At 67.9% G+C, this 20,417-nt stretch carries 18 protein-coding genes; 3 read left to right on the top strand and 15 right to left on the bottom strand.

Translation table 11 applies throughout. The features are described from left to right. Nucleotides 1-3: 3 nt before the first annotated feature. From KBI44_09075 to KBI44_09020, 12 genes are all read right to left on the bottom strand, one after another. Nucleotides 4-741 carry a hypothetical protein gene (locus KBI44_09075; protein ID MBP9144622.1) on the bottom strand — a complete coding sequence of 246 codons (738 nt, stop codon included), beginning with the start codon at nucleotides 739-741 and terminating at the stop codon, nucleotides 4-6. After that, nucleotides 722-1,513, bottom strand: a complete 792-nt coding sequence (locus KBI44_09070; protein ID MBP9144621.1) for a type III pantothenate kinase — start codon at nucleotides 1,511-1,513, stop codon at nucleotides 722-724. Before KBI44_09070 ends, KBI44_09075 begins: the two co-directional genes overlap by 20 nt. Beyond that, complete coding sequence (locus KBI44_09065; GenBank protein MBP9144620.1) at nucleotides 1,510-2,307, bottom strand: biotin--[acetyl-CoA-carboxylase] ligase; 798 nt, start codon at nucleotides 2,305-2,307, stop codon at nucleotides 1,510-1,512. The genes KBI44_09070 and KBI44_09065 overlap by 4 nt, the downstream gene beginning before the upstream one ends. Nucleotides 2,308-2,329: 22 nt before the next feature. Further along, on the bottom strand, nucleotides 2,330-5,035 hold the full coding sequence (locus KBI44_09060; GenBank protein MBP9144619.1) for a valine--tRNA ligase: 2,706 nt from the start codon (nucleotides 5,033-5,035) through the stop codon (nucleotides 2,330-2,332). Between the two features lie 78 nt (nucleotides 5,036-5,113). Beyond that, nucleotides 5,114-5,986: a response regulator gene (locus KBI44_09055; GenBank protein MBP9144618.1), complete on the bottom strand. Its 873-nt coding sequence runs from the start codon at nucleotides 5,984-5,986 to the stop codon at nucleotides 5,114-5,116. 55 nt (nucleotides 5,987-6,041) lie between these two features. Then, a complete protein-coding gene (locus KBI44_09050; GenBank protein MBP9144617.1) occupies nucleotides 6,042-6,443 on the bottom strand; it encodes a cobalamin B12-binding domain-containing protein in 402 nt (133 codons plus the stop codon). Nucleotides 6,444-6,482: 39 nt separating this feature from the next. Continuing rightward, on the bottom strand, nucleotides 6,483-8,261 hold the full coding sequence (locus KBI44_09045) for a sulfatase-like hydrolase/transferase (protein ID MBP9144616.1): 1,779 nt from the start codon (nucleotides 8,259-8,261) through the stop codon (nucleotides 6,483-6,485). 146 nt (nucleotides 8,262-8,407) lie between these two features. After that, complete coding sequence (locus KBI44_09040; GenBank protein MBP9144615.1) at nucleotides 8,408-8,905, bottom strand: DinB family protein; 498 nt, start codon at nucleotides 8,903-8,905, stop codon at nucleotides 8,408-8,410. 7 nt (nucleotides 8,906-8,912) lie between these two features. Further along, nucleotides 8,913-10,649, bottom strand: coding sequence for a methylmalonyl-CoA mutase family protein (locus KBI44_09035; GenBank protein ID MBP9144614.1), 1,737 nt, complete (start codon nucleotides 10,647-10,649; stop codon nucleotides 8,913-8,915). Between the two features lie 93 nt (nucleotides 10,650-10,742). Further along, nucleotides 10,743-11,702, bottom strand: a complete 960-nt coding sequence (locus KBI44_09030) for a glycosyltransferase family 2 protein (GenBank protein ID MBP9144613.1) — start codon at nucleotides 11,700-11,702, stop codon at nucleotides 10,743-10,745. Continuing rightward, nucleotides 11,699-12,844: an acyl-CoA dehydrogenase family protein gene (locus KBI44_09025; GenBank protein MBP9144612.1), complete on the bottom strand. Its 1,146-nt coding sequence runs from the start codon at nucleotides 12,842-12,844 to the stop codon at nucleotides 11,699-11,701. Before KBI44_09025 ends, KBI44_09030 begins: the two co-directional genes overlap by 4 nt. A 5-nt stretch (nucleotides 12,845-12,849) precedes the next feature. After that, nucleotides 12,850-13,995, bottom strand: a complete 1,146-nt coding sequence (locus KBI44_09020) for an acyl-CoA dehydrogenase (protein ID MBP9144611.1) — start codon at nucleotides 13,993-13,995, stop codon at nucleotides 12,850-12,852. A 149-nt stretch (nucleotides 13,996-14,144) separates the two neighbouring features. Here KBI44_09020 and KBI44_09015 point away from each other — a divergent pair, with 149 nt between their 5' ends. Further along, a complete protein-coding gene (locus KBI44_09015; protein MBP9144610.1) occupies nucleotides 14,145-14,393 on the top strand; it encodes a hypothetical protein in 249 nt (82 codons plus the stop codon). A 39-nt stretch (nucleotides 14,394-14,432) separates the two neighbouring features. Here the strand turns inward: KBI44_09015 and pyrE are convergent, their stop codons facing one another. The 3 genes from pyrE to KBI44_09000 all read right to left on the bottom strand — a co-directional run bounded on the left by pyrE (nucleotide 14,433) and on the right by KBI44_09000 (nucleotide 18,067). Beyond that, nucleotides 14,433-15,020, bottom strand: a complete 588-nt coding sequence (pyrE, locus tag KBI44_09010) for an orotate phosphoribosyltransferase (protein MBP9144609.1) — start codon at nucleotides 15,018-15,020, stop codon at nucleotides 14,433-14,435. Beyond that, complete coding sequence (locus KBI44_09005) at nucleotides 15,010-16,404, bottom strand: sigma-54-dependent Fis family transcriptional regulator (protein MBP9144608.1); 1,395 nt, start codon at nucleotides 16,402-16,404, stop codon at nucleotides 15,010-15,012. Before KBI44_09005 ends, pyrE begins: the two co-directional genes overlap by 11 nt. Nucleotides 16,405-16,507: 103 nt before the next feature. Beyond that, entirely contained in the window at nucleotides 16,508-18,067 is a 1,560-nt protein-coding gene (locus KBI44_09000) for a Do family serine endopeptidase (protein ID MBP9144607.1), read from the bottom strand. 322 nt (nucleotides 18,068-18,389) lie between these two features. Between KBI44_09000 and KBI44_08995 the strand changes: the two genes are divergently transcribed. After that, entirely contained in the window at nucleotides 18,390-18,854 is a 465-nt protein-coding gene (locus tag KBI44_08995; GenBank protein MBP9144606.1) for a ribosome maturation factor RimP, read from the top strand. Nucleotides 18,855-18,866: 12 nt separating this feature from the next. Further along, nucleotides 18,867-20,384 (top strand): transcription termination factor NusA, encoded by a 1,518-nt coding sequence (gene nusA, locus KBI44_08990; protein ID MBP9144605.1) that lies wholly within the window; start codon nucleotides 18,867-18,869, stop codon nucleotides 20,382-20,384. Nucleotides 20,385-20,417 lie beyond the last annotated feature (33 nt).

Genomic DNA, 20,417 nt, shown 5'->3' with positions numbered 1-20,417 from the left:
GAATCAGCCTCCGCTATCTTTCGCAGCGAGCGGTGCCGGCAGGTCCGGCGGCCCGGGCGCCGCGCTCTCGGCCTGCGCCTCGGGGGAGAACAGCGACAGCACCGCCACCTCGAAGTGCCGGCGCAGCGACTGCTCCATGACCCGCGCGCTGGCGATGGCGATCTCGTCCTCCGCCAGACGCCCGCGCAGCCGGATGAGAGCCTGCTCGACCTGGTCGGCGAGCGCTTTGCTTCCGGCGGGGCGGAGGCTGGCTTCGAGCGCCTGGAGCAGCTCGGCATCGAGCGCGCGCAGGGCCTCTTCGACCTCGCTCGCCGGTCCACCGCGGGCCGCGAGATCGGCGAGCGCCGCCGCCCAGCGCGGCCGCAATGGCAGCGCCCGGGGCAAGCTCCCAGCCAGGTTGGCGAGTCGGGCTTCGACGGGCAGCGCGACGGCCTCTTCGGCGCGACCGCCCGCCTTGAGCGCCGAGAGCTCCTCCCAGGCAGCCTCGACTGCCGCACGGAAATAGCGCAGGCCCGAGATCGTCCGGCCCTTTCGGGCCGCCTGGCGCTCGAAGAGCTTCTCCATCACGTCCTGGATGAGTGCCGCCGGGATTCCCTGCCGGTGCCACCCCTGGGCCTCCTGCCAGTCAGCCGGAGTGAGCAGGGCCGCCTTCTTCCGCAGACCCAGGAAGGTACGCTCGATCTTCAGGAAATAGGCGTGATCCTCGGGCGAGGGAAGATCGTCAGGCGCGGTTGCGTTCATAGATCAGCTTCAGGCCGATCATCGTCAGCAGCGGCTCGGTCTTGCGGATGAAGCGCGACCCGGAGGCGATGAGCTCCGCCTGACCGCCGGTGGCGACGATCTCGCGGAGGCCCGGAATCTCGTGCTGGAGGCGCTCGAGAATGCCGTCGACCAGGCCGATGTAGCCGAAGTAGATTCCGGCCTGCATGGCGCCGGCGGTGTTGCGGCCGATGAGCTCCGTCGGCCGCCGCACATCGACGCGGTAGAGGCGCGAGGCATGAGCGAAGAGTGCTTCGGCCGAGATCAGGATTCCAGGCGCGATGATCCCGCCCGAGTACTCTCCGGCGGCGTTCACGAGGTCGAATGTCGTCGCGGTTCCGAAGTCGACCACGACGACGGGCGCCCCATAGAGCTCTCGCGCCGCCACGGCGTTGACGATGCGGTCGGCGCCGACCTCCGCCGGGTTGTCGTAGCGGATCGGCATGCCGGTGCGGATCCCCGGCTCGACGTAGAGCGGCGGGCGGCCGAAGAACTCCGCGGAGAGCCGAGTCAGGGTGGTGTTGAGCGGTGGCACCACGGACGAGACGATCACCGCCGAAGCGGAGGCCGGATCGATGCCGGCCCGGCCGAAGAGCGGCAGCAGCATGGCGCCATATTCATCCGCGGTGCGCTCGGTGTCGGTCGAGAGGCGGAAATTCGCCACCAGATCGTCGCCCCGGTAGACGCCGAAGACCGTATTGGTGTTGCCGACATCGACGACGACGAGAACTCCGGCAGACTGGCGGACGCTCACCACGAATAGATCTCCCCGGATCGAATCCGGCGCACTCCAGAAGCGGTCTCGAGCCGCAGGAAGCCGTGCTCGTCGAAGCCGCCGAAAGTCCCTTCCACTTCTTTCCCGTCGAGCCTGAACCGGATCGTGTCGCCAGCACGATGAGCGGAAAGGCGCGCGAAGCGCTCCGCCCAGTCTCCCTCGGCGCTCGTCACCGCCTCCCAGACCGCGCTCACGCCCTCGACCACCCAGCGCGCGAAGGGCGGCGCCTCGATGCGACCGCGAACGGCCTCTTCGAACACTGAGGTGGCGTCCGGCACCAACGCTCTCGCGGGAGTCCGGTAGTTGAGACCGAAACCGATGATCGCCCAGGACTCGGCCGGACTCGGCGGAGTCACCGCGTCGACGAGGATCCCTCCGAGCTTGTGGCGACCGACGACGAGATCGTTGGGCCACTTGATCCGGCACTCACCCTGGATCCTCGCGCTCGCGAATTCCGCGAGCGCCGCCGCCGACCGGATCGGAAGCTCCTGCAGGCGATCGCCTCCCGGGACCGGGATCACCAGGCTGGCATAGAGGCCGCTTCCCGGAGGGCTCCGCCACTCCCTGCCCTGCCGCCCGCGCCCCGCCGATTGCTCGAGTGCCGCCACGACGAACGGCAGCGGGCCTTCGTCTTCGTGCACGCACTGGTCGAGGAGCGTCCGCGCCAGCCGCTGTGTCGAGTCGACCCGGGACAGGAAGAGGCCATTGAGCGGCGAGCCGGATGCACCACCGAGCCCGCGCTTCCACTCCTGGCAGAGCTCCTCCACGGTCACGGCTGGACGCCCGGTTTCCAAGTCAGCCCGGGTCGCGGTCCAGCCCGAGAGCGGCTCGCAGACGCGCGCGTTCGAGCTCCAGGGTGTCCAGGTTCTTGCGTGCGCCGTCGACGACGGCGGCCGGCGCCTTGGACGCGAAGTCCGCGCTCTCGAGCCGTGCCCGGACCTTGGCGATGTTGTCCTCACAAACGGCGAGCGCGAGCCGGAGTTTGCCCAGATCGACCGACTCCGCGGGGATATCGAACACCGACGTGATCTCGACGCCTTCCCTGACGCTCTTGTTCATCGCGCCCGACGGCGCCGGCTCGACGAGCACCCGCCGCACTCCGGCGATCGTCGAGAGCAGCCGCTGGACGTCCTCCGAGGCCAGAAAGCGCAGGCCTGCGATTGCGCCTGTCGCGGCCCCCGCCGCGGCCGGCTGCAGATACAGATCCGCCTTGACCCGATGGGTCAGCTTGCGGTCGGCGCGCTCGTTGCGGAGAATCGTCACCGTCTCCTGGAACAGCTTCATCAGAACTTCGTCCTCTGCGGACAGGACCCAGTCGGGCTCGTTCGCAGGGAAGGCCGCCAGACAGATGGTCTGCGGGTGGATGGCCTCGTGGCCGGGCAACCTCTGCCACAGCTCTTCCGTCAGGAAGGGCATCGCCGGGTGCAGAAGTCGCAGCGACCGATCGAGCGTCAGCAGAAGCACTTCCTTTACCAGCCGCCTTTCGCTTCCCGGATCGCAGCCCGGCTTCGCCATCTCGATGTACCAGTCGCAGAAATCGCTCCAGAAGAAGGAGTAGAGAGCGGAACAGGCGAGGTCGAAGCGGAACTCCTCGAGATGCCGACTGACCGCCTGCGCGGTCTCGGAGAGCCGCGAGAGGATCCAGCGCTCGGGCAGGGCGAGCTCCGCGAAGTCGATCGTCTCCGGAATCCGCGCCTCGCCGACCTTGGAGAGCGCGAAGCGGGTGGCGTTCCAGATCTTGTTGCCGAAGGCGCGGTAGCCGGCCATGCGCTCGGGGTCGAGCGGAATGTCACGGCCGGGGCTGTCGAGCAACGCGAGCGTGAATCGCACCGCGTCGGCGCCGTATTCCTGCACGAGGTCCTCGGGGTCGAGGACGTTGCCTTTGGTCTTCGACATCTTGACGCCTTCGGCGTCGCGGACGAGACCGGTCAGGTGGACGCGCGCGAACGGGCTCGCGCCGGTGAAGTGAAGTCCCATCATCACCATGCGCGCCACCCAGAAGAACAGGATGTCGAACCCGGTGACCAGCACCGAAGTCGGATAGTAGTAGTCGAGGTCGGCGCTCTTCTCGGGCCAGCCGAGAGTCGAGAACGGCCAGAGCGCGGACGAGAACCAGGTGTCGAGAACGTCGGCATCCTGGGTGAGCCGGTCGTGGCCAGCCTGGGCCACGGCCGCTTCGCGGCTGCGGGCGACGAAGCAGTTTCCCGCCTCGTCGTACCAGGCCGGAATCTGATGGCCCCACCACAGCTGCCGCGAGATGCACCACGGCCGGATATTCGCCAGCCAGTGCTCCCAGGTCTTTCCCCACGACGCCGGAACGAGCTCGAGGCGGCCGTCGTTCTGCGCCGCGAGCGCCTCGGCAGCCATCGACGAGACGTCGCAGAACCACTGCGTCGACATGAGCGGCTGAACACGCACGCCGCTGCGCTGGCAGAAGCCGACGTTGTGGACGTAGTCCTCTTCGTGCACGAGCAGTCCCGACTCGCGAAGTCTTGCGAGCAGGAGCTCGCGTGCCGCGTCGACCTCGAGGCCGGCGAAGTCCTCGCCCGCCGCTGCGGTCATGCGCCCCTTGCGATCGATGACCTGGATGCCGGGCAGGCCGTGGCGGCGGCCGGTCTCGAAGTCGGCGAGGTCGTGGTACGGCGTGACCTTGACCACACCGGTGCCGAAGTCGCGTTCGACCGACTCGTCGGCGACGAACGGAATCTCCCGCCCCGCGACCGGGACGACGGCGCGCTTCCCGAGGAGATGCCGGTAGCGGTCGTCTTCGGGGTGCACCGCGAGGGCGGTGTCGCCGAGCAGAGTCTCGGGGCGGGTCGTCGCGACGACGACGCGCTCGCTGCTGCCCGCGATCGGATAGGCGATCTTCCAGAGCTTGTCCTTGACCTGCCGCATCTCGACTTCGAGATCGGAGATCGCGGTATCCAGCCCGGTGGACCAGTTCACGAGATACTCGCCGCGAGTGATCCGCCCCTCTTCGAACAGCCGCACGAAAGCCTCGCGGACGGCCACCGAGAGACCCTCGTCGAGCGTGAAGCGCTCGCGGGTCCAGTCGCACGACGCGCCGAGGAGGTCGAGCTGACGGCGGATGTTCCCCTGATACTGCTCCTTCCAGGCCCAGACCCGTTCGAGGAAGGCTTCGCGTCCGAGGTCGTGGCGGGATTTGCCCTCTTTCGCCAGGTCGCGTTCGACCATCAACTGGGTGGCGATGCCGGCATGGTCCGTCCCTGGCAGCCAGAGAGAGTTCCGGCCCTGCATGCGCCGCCAGCGCGTGAGCAGATCCTGCAGGGTCGACTGCAGCGCATGCCCCATATGGAGCTTGCCGGTGATGTTCGGCGGCGGAATCATGATGCAGTAGGGCTCTGCCGCGTCGGCGTCGCGAGGCTCCGCCGGAACGATGCAGGTGAAGTAGCCCCTGGCCGCCCACTCCTCCTGCCAGCGGCTTTCGTAGCTCTTCGGATCGAAACGTTTGTCCATCTCGCTGATCGGAGTCGTCCTCATGAGGCGACCGGTCGAGGACGCCGGAAACGGGCCGGCCGGCAAGGCTCGTCTCCGCAGAGAGAGCGCCGGCCCGGAAAACTAGTCGATAGAAGATTCCAGTTCGCGAATGCGGCTCTTCAGGAGCACTTCGGCGAGGTCGGGGACGACCTCCCAGGCGACGTCCCGCACCGCCTTGTCCCCGACCAACTCGACCATCCTGCGGGCGATTCGATCGATGTCGGCGTCCGAGAGCGCGGCTCCCGCGGCTGCCACCGGCGCCAACGCGGCGCCCGCCGGCTCGGCCGCCTCGAAGTAGGACGAAACCCCGGGTGGGAGCGCCTCCGGCGTGCTCTGCACGGCGACGAAACGGGTGGCCGTGTCCGCGAGGGACTCCGCGGGGGCGTACATGCCGGGCGAGTCCTGCACCGGGATCTCTTCCGCGATCGGCTCCCAGAGATCCTCCGCGGGCGTCGGCAGGGCATAGATGTCGTCGGCGGCCAGTTCTGGCGCGGCGTCCGATGCCGACCCCGTCGCCGAAACCGCAGCCTCCGCGGGGACCGCGAACGACGCGAAGTCGGGCGTCGCCGGAGGAACCGGCACGGAACGGGAGGGCGCCGAGGCCAGCTCACGCACGCGACGCATCAGCTCCTGGGAATCGAACGGCTTCTTCAGGTGGCCATCGGCTCCACAGCGCACCGCCTCGTCGGCGTCGAAGCCCTCGAACGTGCCGACGAGCAGCAGCACGGGCACCGCGGGATAGAGCTCCTTCGAGCGCCTGCAGACCTCGAAACCGTTGGCACCCGGCATGTGCACGTCCGTGATGACCACATCCGGCCGGGTCTCGCCGAGGCGCGCGATCGCCTCCGCTCCGTTCGACACCGCAGTGACGTGAAAGTCCTCGTCCATAAAGGTCAGTTCGACCACCTTCTGGATGGTGACACTGTCGTCTGCCAGGAGAATCGTCTTCGTCATTGCTCCTCCGAGTCGCTCCCGGGGCGCCTGGCCCATGCTGCGGGAGACCCTCTGTTCAGGCTCGAACGAGGCGCTGTTCGAGATACTTCACAATATCGCCGGTGTTGGTCCCCGGAAGAAAGATCTGGTCGATTCCTGCCTGCTTCAACGCCGCGACATCGCGATCGGGAATGATGCCGCCCGCGAACACCAGCATCTCGGGAGCTCCGGCCTCGCGCAGCAGACGGGTGATCTCGGGCAGGAGCCGGTTGTGCGCTCCGGAGAGAATCGAGAGTCCGACCGCATCGACATCTTCCTGCACGGCGGCGGAAGCGATCTGCTCAGGGGTCTGGCGCAGGCCGGTGTAGATCACTTCGAAACCGGCGTCGCGGAGGGCGCGGGCCACCACTTTGGCGCCGCGGTCGTGCCCGTCCAAGCCGGGCTTGGCGATCAGGATTCGTCTGCTCATGTCGGCCATCCGCTTGATTCTAACAGGGGAATCGGAATTTAGGGGGCGTCAGTTGCCGATGTATCCCAGCGCCTTGAGCTGCTCCCGCAGGGCCTCGTCGATGTCGGCCGGAACCTCTTCGTCCCGGGCGGTATCGCTTCCGTCCATGATCCGGCCGAGCTTGGCGCGCAGCTCGACCACCTTCGCAGGGAGGCCCGGCGCCAGGTTCTTCTGCTCGCCTGGATCGCGCTTGAGGTCGAAGAGCTCGTAGCTCTCGCCGGTGGCAGCGGAGGACTTGCGCGGAATCGAGACCATGAACTTGTAGCGCGGCGTGCGCAACGCCTTTTGCTCGTTCTCCTTGATGTTGGTGTGCTCGGCGAAGGCCTCGCGGTCGGGGAGGGAACCCTGCCCCGCCAGCACGGAGACGAGGCTACGCCCGTTCACCGGGCCGTCCATCCCGACCCCGATGAGCTCGAGCAGCGTCGGATAGAGGTCGATGAGCTCGACCTGGTCCTCGATCGCGCCCTGCGTCACCGGCTGGCCCTTCCCCTTGCCGCGGCTCTTCAGGGCCAGCTCCGCTTTCACCGACTCGGGCAGGAAGACCAGCAGCGGAACGTGGATCTGGTGGTCGTGCAGGTTCTGCCCATGCCCCCAGGAGCCGTGTTCCCAGAACTGCTCGCCGTGATCGCTGGTCACGATGATGATGGAATCCGCGAGTTCGCCGGCGCCCTCGAAGCCGGAGAAGAACTCTCCGATCCGGGCGTCGGTGTAGGCGATGTCGCCGTCGTAGAGCGCTTCGGCGTAGCGCATCTCCTCCTCGGAGAAGCGCTTGCGGAGCCGGTTCCAGATCTCCTTGGAGAACTCGCCCGCCAGCCGCCCCGACGGCATCCCTTCGGCGAAGCGCGTGTGGGTATAGGGTTCATGGGTTTCGTAGCAGTGCAGGAACAGGAAATAGGGCCGCTCGGAGCGCGACCGGACCCACTCGACGATCCGGCTCGGCTGGTGGATCCAGTCGTCGACCCGGTAGATCTCGAAACCGCGATCGAAGCCGAGCGTCGAGTCGACCTGTCCCCCACCGGTGACGGCGAAGGTCTGGTAGCCGGCACGGTAGAGCACCTCGCCGATCATCGGCGAGTCGAGCCCGCCGCGCGACGCCGGGTAGACGCCGGTGAGCATCGAACGGTGCGACGGGCGCGTCCACGGCGCCTGGCTGATCGCCCAGTCGAAACGCAAGCTGCGAGCGGCGAAAGCATCGAGATTGGGCGAGGTCGGACGCTCGTAGCCATAGGTGCCGAGGTGGTCGGCACGCAGCGTGTCGAGGCTGATCCAGACGATGTTGGGGCGCTTCGCACCGGAGCCGCCGCCGACACCGCCTACCGTGCCGGAGTTCTGCCCGCCAGCGGACGAGCCGACCGAGAGGAGAGGCGACGACCAGGCGCCTAAGAGGCCTTCGGAAGCGCCCGCAAGCGCCGCGAGCTCGAGCGTGACCTCCTGGCCACCCCAGGCGGCGAGGTCGAGCTCCTCGTCGTGCCAGCGTCCGGGGACTTCGGCGGCGACTTTGCGGTCGAGAATCGGTTCGGCGACGGCCCCGCGCTTTCCGATCCGGACCTGCATCTGCACGGCTCCACCCTTCGCCGCACTGTCGAGGACCCCCAGTCCGAATCGCAGGCGCCCGGCGGCCGGTACCGTCATCGTGTAGCGGTAGACCGAGCCGGGAGGAGCGACGAGCGCCAGGCGCTCCTCGCGCGTGAAGACCTCGCCGAGCCGCACCCGGGCTACATGGGCGGGACCGGCCGGATCGACGGTCGCAAGGTCGTCCCCAGGGCGCAGGCCCGACTCCGGCAGCACGACCCCCGCGGGCCAGGTGACTTCGGGAACCCAGCCGGGATCGAGGAGCCGCGCGCTGCGCGTCTCGGCCCTGGGGCCCGGGCAAGCGAGGCTGGCGAGGCAGGCGAGACTGGCGAGGAGGGCGCTGAGCTGCCCGGGTCTCGGCGTCAGAAGGCACCCCGAAAATAGACAAGATCGGTATGCGGCGGGATATAGCCCAACTGCCGCAGCAGACTGACCACCTGCCCGCGGTGGTAGGTTGCGTGATTCACGAAATGCAGCAGGACCTGCCGGAAGGGTGCTGTGTGCGTCTCGCCCGCCAGGTTCGTCCAGGTGAACTCCTGGTCGAGCTGTTCCTCGGCCAGCGAGGCGAGGAAGAACTCCATCTGCGGCCAGAAGTCCTCGTACGTTGCCCTGAGCGCTTCGAGTGTCGGGAAGTCGTCGATGCTCGGGACGCGCCCGAGCGGAATTCCCAGGAATCGGGAGAGCCAGAGCTGCTCGGAGCCGAGGATGTGGGCCATCGTCCCGAGCACCGAGCCGAAACTCGTCCCGGTCTCGCGCGTCAGGTCTTCGGCACGCACGCTGCCCAACTCCGCGAGCACCGTGCGGTCGGCCCAGATGGTGTAGGCGATCAGTCCGCGAACCGTCGGCAGGAGCGAGCTCATCGCGCCCTCAGAAAACCGCCGGCTCTTCGTAGGTGCCGAAGACGTCGCGCATGGCGTCGCTGATCTCGCCCACGGTGCAGTAGCTCTTCACGCAGTCGAGGATCAGTGGCATCGTGTTCGCATCGCCCTGGGCGCCGAATCGCAGGGCGTCCAGCGTGCGCGCCACTGCCCCACCGTCGCGTTTCGCCTTGACCTGGTCGAGTGCAGCGACCTGAATCTCCGCGAGCTCGTCCGAGATGTAGAGCGTGTCCATCGGCGTCTCGTTCTCCACCACGAAGGCGTTCATGCCCACCACCAGTTTCTCCCGCTTCTCCACCGCGCGCTGGTAGGCGAAGGCCGCGTCCATGATCTCGCGCTGCGGGAAACCCGCCTCGATCGCCTCGACCATGCCGCCGAGCTCGTCGATCCGGCGGAAGTAATCGAAGGCGCCGTCCACCATGGCGCGCGTCATCTCCTCGACGAACCAGCTGCCGCCGAGCGGATCGACCGTGTTGATGACCCCCGACTCGTGCGCCAGGATCTGCTGCGTACGCAGCGCGATCCGCGCGTTCTCCTCGGTCGGCAATGCCAGCGTCTCGTCGAGCGCGTTGGTGTGGAGCGACTGCGTCCCGCCGAGAACGGCGGCCAAAGCCTGCAAGGCGGTGCGCACCACGTTGTTCACCGGCTGCTGGGCGGTGAGCGAACAGCCGGCAGTCTGGGTGTGGAACCGGCACATCCAGCTGCGCGGATTCTTCGCCCCGTAGCGGTCGCGCATCACCGTGGCCCAGACCTTTCGTGCCGCGCGGAACTTCGCGATCTCTTCGAAGAAGTCGTTGTGGCTGTTGAAGAAGAACGAGAGGCGCGGCGCGAAGGCGTCGACGTCGAGACCGGCGCGGACGCCGTATTCGACGTACTCCATGCCGTCGCGCAGGGTGAAGGCCAGCTCCTGCAGCGCGGTCGATCCGGCCTCGCGGATGTGGTAGCCAGAGATCGAGATCGTGTTCCACTTCGGGACTTCGCGCGCGGCGAACGAGAACTGGTCGGTGATCAACCGCATCGAAGGCCGCGGCGGATAGATGTACTCCTTCTGCGCGATGTACTCCTTGAGGATGTCGTTCTGCAGAGTGCCCGACACCCGGTCGGCGATGTCCACGCCCTGCTTCTCCGCCACCGCCAGGTACATCGCGAAGAGAATCGGCGCGGTCGAGTTGATGGTCATCGAGGTGGTGACCTCGCCGAGCGGGATGCCGTCGAAGAGGGCCTCCATGTCGGCCAGCGAATCGATCGCGACACCGCATTTGCCGACCTCGCCCGCCGCCATCTTGTGGTCGGAGTCGTAGCCGTAGAGGGTCGGAAGATGAAAGGCGACCGACAGCCCCGTCTGCCCCTGCGAGAGGAGGTACTTGAAGCGCTGGTTGGTGTCGGCCGCCGAGCCGAAGCCGGCGAACTGGCGCATCGTCCAGAGCTTGCCGCGGTAGCCGGTCGGATGAATGCCGCGGACGTACGGGAACTCTCCCGGCACCCCGATCCCCTCGACGGGGTCACTCACCGACTGGTCGGCCGTCACGAGCTCGGGAACCGCCTGGCCGGAGACCGTCGTGAAGTCCTTCTTCCAGGGCTTGCGGGCGCCGGTTTCCCGATCGCGAGCCGCCTGCCAGCGCTCACGGGCTGCCTGGGCGCGCGCGCGGATCTCCTCGCGGAGGGGGGTCGCCGCGGCGCCGGAGCCGACTGGGGAGGCTTCCTGTGGGGGTTCCTTGACGGACATGATCGGGTTCTCCTCGGTTCCTGCGGACGAGTGAGTATAAGGCTCCGGGCGCTCAGCCGGGCAATTCCGGCCCGGGCGGGAGGATCGCCCGTCTCAGGCTTCCGGGGGGTCCGGCAGCGGGGCGCGAAGCCCCGCGAGCACGCCGCGGAACTTCGCCACGACAGCGGCGGCGTTCCGGCGCGGCAACTCGCGCAGCAGCGCGGCTGGAATCGCCACCGCGGTCCAGAAGAGGAATCCCGCCCAGCCGGCCAGGCCGGCGTACTTGCGCACGAAGATCGCCGTCGAGCGGCCGGTGCGGAAGGTCCGCCCTGCCGTGTACCCTCCGGTGGTCGGCGAGACCATGTGCCAGAGGCGCGCCCGGTGGGCGTACCAACAGCGGAACCCGGCCCGCTTCATGCGCACGCACCAGTCGGCGTCCTCGACCGAGACATGGTAGACGGGATCCCAGAGACCCGTGGCGAGCATCGCCTCGCGGCGGATCAGCATCAGGGCCCCGTTGACGTAGTCGACCTCGCCGTCGCGGTCGAAGCGGCCACGATCGAGCTCCCCCATGCCCCGTTCGCGGGTCACCGACTCGCGGAACCGGAGGGTCCCGCCAGCCGACCAGATCCGGTTGCGGTCGCCGAAGAAGTAGAAGCACTTCGGCCCCGCGCAGCCGATCGTCGGATCGTCGGCGGCTGCGGCGACGAGCTCGCGCAGGAGGTCCGGCGCCACTTCGATGTCGTTGTTCATCGGCATCAGGAAGTCCCAGCCCTCGGCGAGACCGACCCGGAAACCGAGATTCAGCCCCCCGGAGATGCCCAGATTCTCCGCCGTGCGCAGCCGCCGCACGGCCGGGAAGGCCGCCGCGACGGCGGCGTCGGAGCCGTCCGTCGAGCCGTTGTCGACGACCAGGATGCCGAGCTCGGGGTAGTCGAGCGCGAGGAGGCTCGCGACCGTGGCGAGCGTCATCTCGCGACCGTTGTAGTTGAGCACGATCGCCAGAACCTTCGGACGAAGGCGCGGCGCCGGAGACTCTCCGGCAGCCGCTGCCGGACCCGGCTTTCGGCTCACGTGCCCAGCAGGTGCCGGGCGATCACGAGACGCTGCATCTCGCTCGTGCCTTCGTAGATCGTCGTCACCCGGACATCGCGGTAGAGCCGGGCGATCTCGTACTCCTCGCTGCAGCCGTTGCCACCGTGGATCTGCAGGGCGTCCCAGACGGCCCGGTTGGCGGCTTCGCTGGCGTAGGCCTTGGCCTCCGCCGCCAGCCGCCCGGCCTCCGAGCTCTTCTCGGAGGCCGCGGCGTGCCAGAGGAGCGCGCGCGACGCGGCGAGCTCGGTCGCCATGCGCGCGAGCTGGAACTGGATCGCCTGGTGCCCCGAGATGGCGATGCCGAACTGCACCCGCTCTTGCGCGTAGGCGACGGCGAGCTCGAGGGCGCGCTGGTGCATGCCCACCGCCTGCGCCGCGATTCCCAGGCGCGAGTGGTCGAGCGTCGCGAGGGCGATCTTGAAGCCACTGCCCTCGGCGCCGAGGAGCTGGCGGGCGGGAACCCGGCACTCGGTGAAGGTCACCGCCGCCGTCACCGAAGCGCGCAGGCCCAGCTTCGCTTCCGGCCGGCCGATCTGGATGCCGGGCGAGGCGGCATCGACGACGAATGCCGAGATGCCGCGCTTCCCGGCCTGCGGCTCGGTTTTCGCCATGACGACGAAGGTCCCGGCGACTCCGGCGTTGGTGATCCAGACCTTGGCGCCATCGAGAACGTAGTCGTTTCCGTCCCGCCGGGCGGTCGAGAGCATCGCTCCGGCGTCGCTTCCCGAACCGGCTTCGGTCAGGCAGAAGCCCCCGAGCTTGCGTCCGCTCGCAAGGTCCGGCAGGAACCGCTCCTTGATCTCCTCGCTGCCGAACTTCGCGATCGGCCAGCAGCAGACGGAGTTCGAGACGCTCATCGTGACGCCGATCGACGGGCAGATGCGCGAGATCTCCTCGACGGCGAGGCAGTAGGAGAGCGGGTCGAAGCCCGTCCCGCCGTAGCGGTCCTCGACGAGCATTCCGAGGAGGCCCATCTCCCCCACCTCGCGCAGCAGCTCCGCCGGGAAGGTATGGGTACGGTCCCGCTCGCCGACGCCGGGGAGGATCCGTTCGACGGCGAACCGGCGGATCTCCTGGCGCAGAAGGTCCTGCTCCTCCGAGAAAGAGAAGTCGACCGTCAAGGGAGTCAGCCCCCCTTGAGGATCGAGTCGGCAATGACCAGCTTCTGGATTTCGCTGGTTCCCTCGTAAATCTCGGTGATGCGGGCATCGCGGAAGAAGCGCTCAACGTCGTAGTCGCGGGTGTAGCCGTAGCCGCCGTGGATCTGCAGCGCCTTGTTGGTCACCCGTTGCGCCATCTCCGAGGCGAAGAGCTTGGCCTGCGCCGCTTCGAGGGTGCAGCGCTTGGTGTTCTCTTTCGCCCAGGCCGCCTTGTAGACCAGGAGGCGCGCGGCGTCGAGCTCCATCGCCATGTCGGCGAGATAGAACTGGATCGCCTGGAAGTCGGCGATCGGATGCCCGAACTGCTCGCGCTCCTTGGCGTACTTGAGTGCGGCCTCGAAGGCTCCCTGGGCGATGCCGACCGCCTGCGCCGCGATGCCGATGCGCCCGCCGTCGAGCGTCGACATCGCCACCCCGAAGCCCTTCCCCTCGTCTGCCAGCCGCTGCCGCGCCGGCACCCGGAGATTGTCGAAGTAGAGCTGCGTCGTCCCGGAGGCCTGCACGCCGAGCTTGTATTCGTGGTGACCGCGGCTGAACCCGGGACTGTCCATCTCGACGATGAAAGCCGTGATGCCGCGGTGCTTCAGCGCCGGATCGACGGTGGCGAAAACCAGAGCCGTATCGGCGTGGGTACCGTTGGTGATGAAGACCTTGCTGCCGTTGAGGATGTAGTCCTCGCCGTCACGCTTCGCCGTCGTCTTGAGGGCGGCGGCGTCGCTCCCGGCCTCGGGCTCGGTCAGCGCGAAGCAACCCAGCTTCTTGCCGGCGGCGAGCGGTGTCAGGAACTCGCGCTTCTGCTCGTCGGTCGCGTAGCGCATCAGCGGATCGCAGACCAGCGAGTTGTTGACCGACAGGATCACGCCGCTCGACGCGCAGACCCGGCTGATCTCCTCGATCGCGACGCAGTAGGAGACCATGTCCATTCCGGCACCGCCGAACTCCTCCGGCACGCAGACGCCGGCGAGCCCGAGCTCTCCGGCCTGATGGTAGTAGGCGATCGGGAACTCTCCGCTGGCGTCGATCTCGCGCGCCCGCGGCGCCACGACCTCGGCCGCGAAGCGGCGTACCGTGTCGCGCAACATCACCTGCTCTTCGTTGAGCTCGATTTCCATGTCATCCCTCGGCGCGATGCTACCAGCGGGGGGGAGTGGCGGAAAGCGGATTCGGGGGGAAGAGTCGCAAAACGCCGCTCGAGGGCCCTCGCCACCGCCGGAATCGAGCTCTTGGCCGGCAGGCGTTTCTGCGACAAGATTGCGGGATCATGGCCGAATCGAACCGACTGACGTTCACCGACGTCGAGATCCGCAGCTACCTGCCCTCGGGTTGGGGAATCCGCCCGAACCGCGCCGGAGTCTGGGATGCCGGCAAGAGTACCTACCAGATCGAGGTCTACGACTCGACGGACAATCTCTGGCCGCTGAAAGTCACCGGCCAGGCGGCCGCCGCGAGCGGCCGCCTCGAGGCCCTCCGGCTGAGCGTGGACAAGCTCTACCGCAGCGCCCTGCGCTAGCGATTCCGCACCAGATCTTCGGCGAACCTCGCCGGCCGCTTACTTCGTCGGGGATGCCTGTGGCCGGCTTCCCGGCTTGATCGCCTCGGATCCGTCCTGGCAGAGCGGGCAGGCGCCGGGGTCGTAGGTGGGGAGATCCAGGGACAGCAGCGCCGCGAACGGCACGGCGAATCCGTGTTTTCCGGCGCTCCGGTCGATGATCGATCCGATTCCGACGACGACGGCGCCGGCGCTTTCCGCGAGAGCCGCCGTCTCGATCGTCGACTTGCCGGTGGTCACGACGTCCTCGATGATCACGACCCGCTCGCCCGGGGAGAGCTCGAAACCCCGTCGCAGGGCGAGGCGCTCCCCGGCGCGCTCGGCGAATCGGAACGGCACCCCCAGGGCCCGGGCCACTTCGTAGCCGATGATCACCCCGCCCAGCGCCGGCGCCAGCACCGAATCCGGCACCAGGGTGCGCAGCCGGTCGGCGATCTGCTCCCCGGCCGCAGCCGCACGGGCGGGACTCTCGAGCAGCACGGCACACTGCACATAGGCCGGCGAGTGCAGGCCCGAGGAGAGCAGGAAGTGCCCGCGCCGCAGAGCGCCACAGGCCTCGAGGGCCCCGAGAAGGCCGTTATTCGTCATCGCCTGCTGCAACGGGGGGCTCGCTTCGTCGGATCTCATACTGCTCCATCTTCTTGTAGAGATTGCTGCGTGGGGTATCGATGGCGAGCGCGGTCTGAGTCACGTTCCACTGGTGGTCGCCGAGTTTCTGCACGAGAAAGAGCTTCTCCGCCTGGTCGCGGAACTCGCGCAGCGTCTTCAGGCCCCGGAACGACTGCCCGAGCTCGACGCGCGCGCTTCCGGCGGCGGCGGTCACGGCCTCGCGTCCGATCACATCGCCCGGAGTCAGGATCAGGAGGCGCTCGACGAGGTTGCGAAGCTCGCGCACGTTGCCTTTGAAGGGCAGCATCTGAAGCACCTCCATCGCCTCCGTGGTGATGCGCTTGCGGCGGTAGTTGTTCGCCTCGCAGAAGCGCCGCGTGAAGTGTTCGACCAGGAGCGGCACGTCCTCCAGCCGTTCGCGCAGCGGCGGCGTGCGGATGGGGACGACGTTCAGGCGGTAGAACAGGTCCTCGCGGAATCGTCCGGACCGGATGTCCTCCTCGAGGACGCGGTTCGTCGCTGCGACGACCCGGACGTTCACCCGCACGACCTTGTCGGCGCCGATCGGCTCGACGTCGCCGCTCTCGAGCACCCGCAGGACCTTCGCCTGCGTCCGCGCCGACATGTCGCCGACCTCGTCGAGAAAGATCGTGCCGCCGTCCGCCGCGACGAACTTCCCCGTCTGCCGGCGGACCGCGCCGGTGAAGCTTCCCTTCTCGTGTCCGAAGAGCTCCGATTCGATCAACTCCTCCGGAATCGCCGCGCAGTTCACCTGCACGAAGGCCTGCCCGCGGCGTGAGCTCGAGTCGTGGATCGACCGCGCCACCAGCTCCTTTCCTGTGCCGCTTTCCCCGGTGACCAGCACCGTGGCGGCGGTCGGCGCCGCCAGCTCGATCGTCTCGCGCAGCCGCTGCATGGCGGGCGACGTACCGACCAGGCGCGAGCTGTCGCCGCCGACCGCGGCGCCGTCCTTGCCGTCCGCAAGTCGCTGCGCCTCGACGGCGTTGCGGACCGAGATCAGCAGACGGTCGCTCTGCAGCGGCTTCTCGAAGAAGTCGAAGGCGCCGCGGCGGGTCATCTCGACGGCGGTGGCGACGTCGGCGTGGCCGGAAACGACCAGCACCGGCATGTCGTACCCGCGCTCCCGCAGAGCCCGCAGCGTCTCGGCGCCGTCCATCTCGGGCATCCGGAGGTCGAGAAGAATGGCTTGCGGCGGGCGCTCGCGGACCTTCTGCAGCGCTTCGAGCCCGTTCCTGGCCTCCTCGACGCGATAGCCCTCGAATTCGAGCACCATCCGCAGGCTCTCGCGGATCGAGGCCTCGTCATCCACCACGAGAATCGAGGCTTTCGCAGCTGCGCACATGATTTCAGTGTAACAAACGAAAACGGGGCCGGCTCAGGATCGAGCCGGCCCGTCGGAGATGTCGATTGCCTGCTGGTGCGGTCCGGCCCCCGGCCGGGTCGGTTCAGGGAACCCGGACGATCGCGAAGTAGTTCACCGGTCGGCCCCCCGGCGCCTGCCGGCTGATCCGGCGCAGGTAGAGACGCAGGAAAGAACCTGACGGAACGCCGCCGACCAGGGCCTCGAACTCCTTGACGTTGGGCGTCGGTTGCCCGTTGACCTCGAGGATGAGATCGCCTTCGGCGACGCCTTCGTCGTAAAGAGGGCTCGTCGCGGAGACTTCGCGCACCATCACGCCCTCGACCGTCCCGGCCAGCCCCAGGCTCTGACGAAGGGCCGGAGTCAGATCCTGGTACTCGAGCCCGAGCCAGCCGAAGCCGCGCGAGCCCGGGTCTTCCTTGGTCTCGGTCTCCGTGGCCGCATCGGCCTGGCGCTCGGTGAGCTCCACCGTCCGCCGGAGGGTCTTGCCGTCGCGCAGGATCTCGAGCTCCACCTTCTTGCCCGGACCCTGGGCGGAGACGTAGTCGATCAGGTCGCGCGTCTCCTTCACCTTGCGTCCGTCCACCGACAGGACGACGTCACCGTGCTCGACGCCCGCCTTGGCCGCCGGGGAATCGTCCACGACCTGGGTCACCAGGGCGCCGCCGGCCTCGGACAGGCCGAACGCCTGGGCGCGGTCGAAGTCGATGTTGGTGATGTTCACGCCGATATAGCCCCGGCTGACCTTGCCCTTCTCCTTGAGCTGGGGCAGAACCGCCTTGAGCGTGCTGACCGGCACCGCGAAACCGATGTTCTCGGCGCCGCCGTTCATCGCCGTGGCGATACCGATCACTTCGCCGGCCAGGTTGACCAGTGGGCCGCCCGAGTTTCCCCGATTGATGGCGGCGTCGGTCTGGATGAAGTTCTCGAACGAGCTGTCGCGGGTCAGGCCGATCGACCGCCCTTTGGCGCTCACCACGCCGACGGTCACCGTGTGATCGAGGAGGAGCGGATTGCCGATTGCCATGACGTAGTCACCCTGTCGCATCCGGTCGCTGTCGCCGAGCGGCAGGAACGCCAGTGGGCGCCCGGCCTCGATCTTCAACAGTGCCAGGTCGGTCGCCGGGTCGGTGCCCTTGACCGTCGCGTCGTAGTAGCGCTCCTCGAGCCGCACCCGCAACTTGGTCGCGCCCTCGATCACGTGATTGTTGGTGACGACGTAGCCGTCGGCGCTCACGACGAAGCCGCTGCCGCCAGAGTCGGAGCGGTACTCGCGGTTCGGGTCCGCCTCCGGCTGGCCACCGCGTGGGCCGAAGAAGAACTGGAAGGGATCCTGCGAACCGCCGTGTCCGGGAATTCTCCGCGCATCGGCCTTCTCGATGGTCTGGGCCTCGATCGCCACCACCGACGGCACCACCTTGGCAGCCAGATCGGCGAACGAAGGCAGGTAGGAGGGCCCGCCGCGCAGCTGTGCGGAGGCCTCCCCGGCGGGTGCTGCGGCGGCGTCGGCGGCCACGGGTACCGGTGCGGCCGCGCCCGTCGCGGAAAGATCGAGGCCGGAGGCGAGCACCATTCCGAAGATCACGGCTCCGAAGAGCAAGCCAAAGGTCGTGACGTTTCGGCTCGGATGCGGGGAAGACGACATGAAGTGTTCTCCTTGGAGGAAGAGTCCTGTTTGACCTGCCACGAGAGGTGAAAGCAATCGCCGTGCCCGAATCCCGCCCCCCGGCAACAGGGCGATGCGACCCGAATCTGCGCTCCCGACCCTCCCCGAGGCGCCAGAGTGACGCGCCCGCCGGAGCACGACGGACCGCAACTGCGCCAGGCACCCCGGCGGAAACCCCGGCGCCTCCGTAACTTGCCATCCCGCGAGCTCCGCGCTATCATGCCCCTCGACAGCTTGCCTAACGGTTGTGAGGTGGGCCGATTAGCCCACCTTTTTTGTTGTACGGCAGGCATTGGACGGGATGGCCGGAAAAGGGATCGACCCCGAGCTCGGCGCAGAGTTGGCCGAGATCGCTGCAGCTCAGGGCTGCGAGCTTCTGCAGGTCGAGTTCCAGGCCGGCACTCTGCGCCTCATTCTCGACCGCGAGGAAGGGGTTCGTCTCGAGGATTGCGAGACGGTCTCGAAGCTGAGCTCGGCGTTGCTCGACGTGCGCAATTTCGGGCCCGGCAGGTACACGCTCGAGGTGAGCTCCCCCGGGCTGGATCGCGAGCTCTACGGGCCGCGCGACTTCGCGCGCTTCGTGGGGCGACGGGCACGTGTCCGTTTCGTGGATCCCGCCACGGGTAAGCGTGCCACGATCGTGGGTCGGCTCGCCGGGTTCGACGAAACGGCAGGCGAAGTGGAGTTGGTCGAGATCGAAAGCAAGCCGGATATCCGGCTCAGATTGCAGGACATCCAGCTCGCGAAGCTGGTGATCGAGGAGTAGGAACAGGACGGTATGGCTCAGACACAGGCAACCCCGGAAGTCAATCTTGGAGACGTGCTGCGCCAGGTCGCGCGCGAGAAGGAAATCGACTACGAGCGCTGGGTCCAGGCGCTCGAAGACGCGATGGCCTCGGCAGCCAAGAAGCAGCACCGGATCAAGGAGCCCGTTCGCGCCACTTGGAACCCGGAGACCGGCAAGTTCGACGCCTGGACGGTGAAGAAGGTCGTCGAAGTGGTCGAGGACGCGACGGCCGAGTGGACGGTGGATGAGGCCCAGGAGCACAAGCCCGGCGCCCAGGCCGGAGACGAGATTCTCACCCCCCTCTCCACCGAGGGTCTCGGTCGCATCGCCGCGCAATCCGCCAAGCAGGTCCTCTATCAGCGGGTGCGGGAAGCCGAGCGCGAAAAGGTCTACAACGAATACATCGACCGCACCGGCGAGGTGGTCAACGGCACCGTCAAGCGCTTCGAGCGCGGCGACATCATCGTCGACCTCGGCCGTACGGAGGCCGTGGTGCCGCGCTCCGAGCAGGCGCGCCACGAGCGCTACAGCCAGGGCGAGCGCATCCGCGGCGTCATCGTCGAGGTCCACAAGCAGCCGAAGGGACCACAGATCATCCTGTCGCGCACCGATCCGCGGCTCCTGGTGAAGCTGTTCGAGATGGAAGTCCCCGAAATCTACGACGGCACCGTCATGATCAAGGCCGCCGTGCGCGCTCCCGGCGAGCGCGCCAAGGTCGCGGTCTACAGCCGCGAACGGGACGTCGATCCGGTCGGCGCCTGCGTCGGCATGAAAGGTTCCCGCGTGCAGTCGATCATCCGCGAGCTGCGCGGCGAGAAGATCGACATCATCGAGTACAGCGACGACCTGGTCACCTTCGCCCAGAGCGCGCTCGCGCCCGCCAAGATCACTCGCGTCTCGGTGCATCACGTCGGCGCGCTGCCGCACCTCGACGTCATCGTCGAGGACGAACAGCTCTCGCTCGCCATCGGCAAGCGCGGCCAGAACGTGCGCCTCGCCGCCGAGCTGATCGGCTGCCGCATCGACATCAAGAGCGAATCCGACGTCAAGGACGAGGTCGCCGGAGCCCTCGCCCGCATGCTTCAGAACGCCTTCGGCGAGACGCCGGCCGCGCCCGACCTCGACGCCCCGTTGGACCTCACCACGGTGCCGGGTATCGGACCGCGGACGGCAGGCCTGCTGGAGGGCGCCGGCTTCACCACCGTCCAGTCGCTGGTGGATGCCACCCCGGAGATGCTGCAGGAGGTGGAGGGCATCGGACCGAAGACCGCGGTTTCGATCCTGAACTGGGCCAAGGAGCAGGCAGAGAAGGCCCAGGTCGCGGAGACCGCCGAGCCTTTCGGAGCCGGGCGCCCGATGGCGGCGGAGTCGTCGTCCTCGATGAACGACCAGGACTTCATGGCGGCGCTGTCGCGTGCCTTCAAGGAGTCCGAGGACCGCGCCAAGGTCGTCGAAGACGAAGCCCAGGATGCAGCCACCGAGCAGTCCCCGGAAGGCGAGCGCGAGTAGTCCTCTCGCGCCCCCGACGGTCAAGCAGGATCA

Source organism: Thermoanaerobaculia bacterium, assembly GCA_018057705.1.
GTDB lineage: Bacteria > Acidobacteriota > Thermoanaerobaculia > Multivoradales > JAGPDF01 > JAGPDF01.
This window is presented reverse-complemented; position numbering and strand designations above follow the sequence as displayed.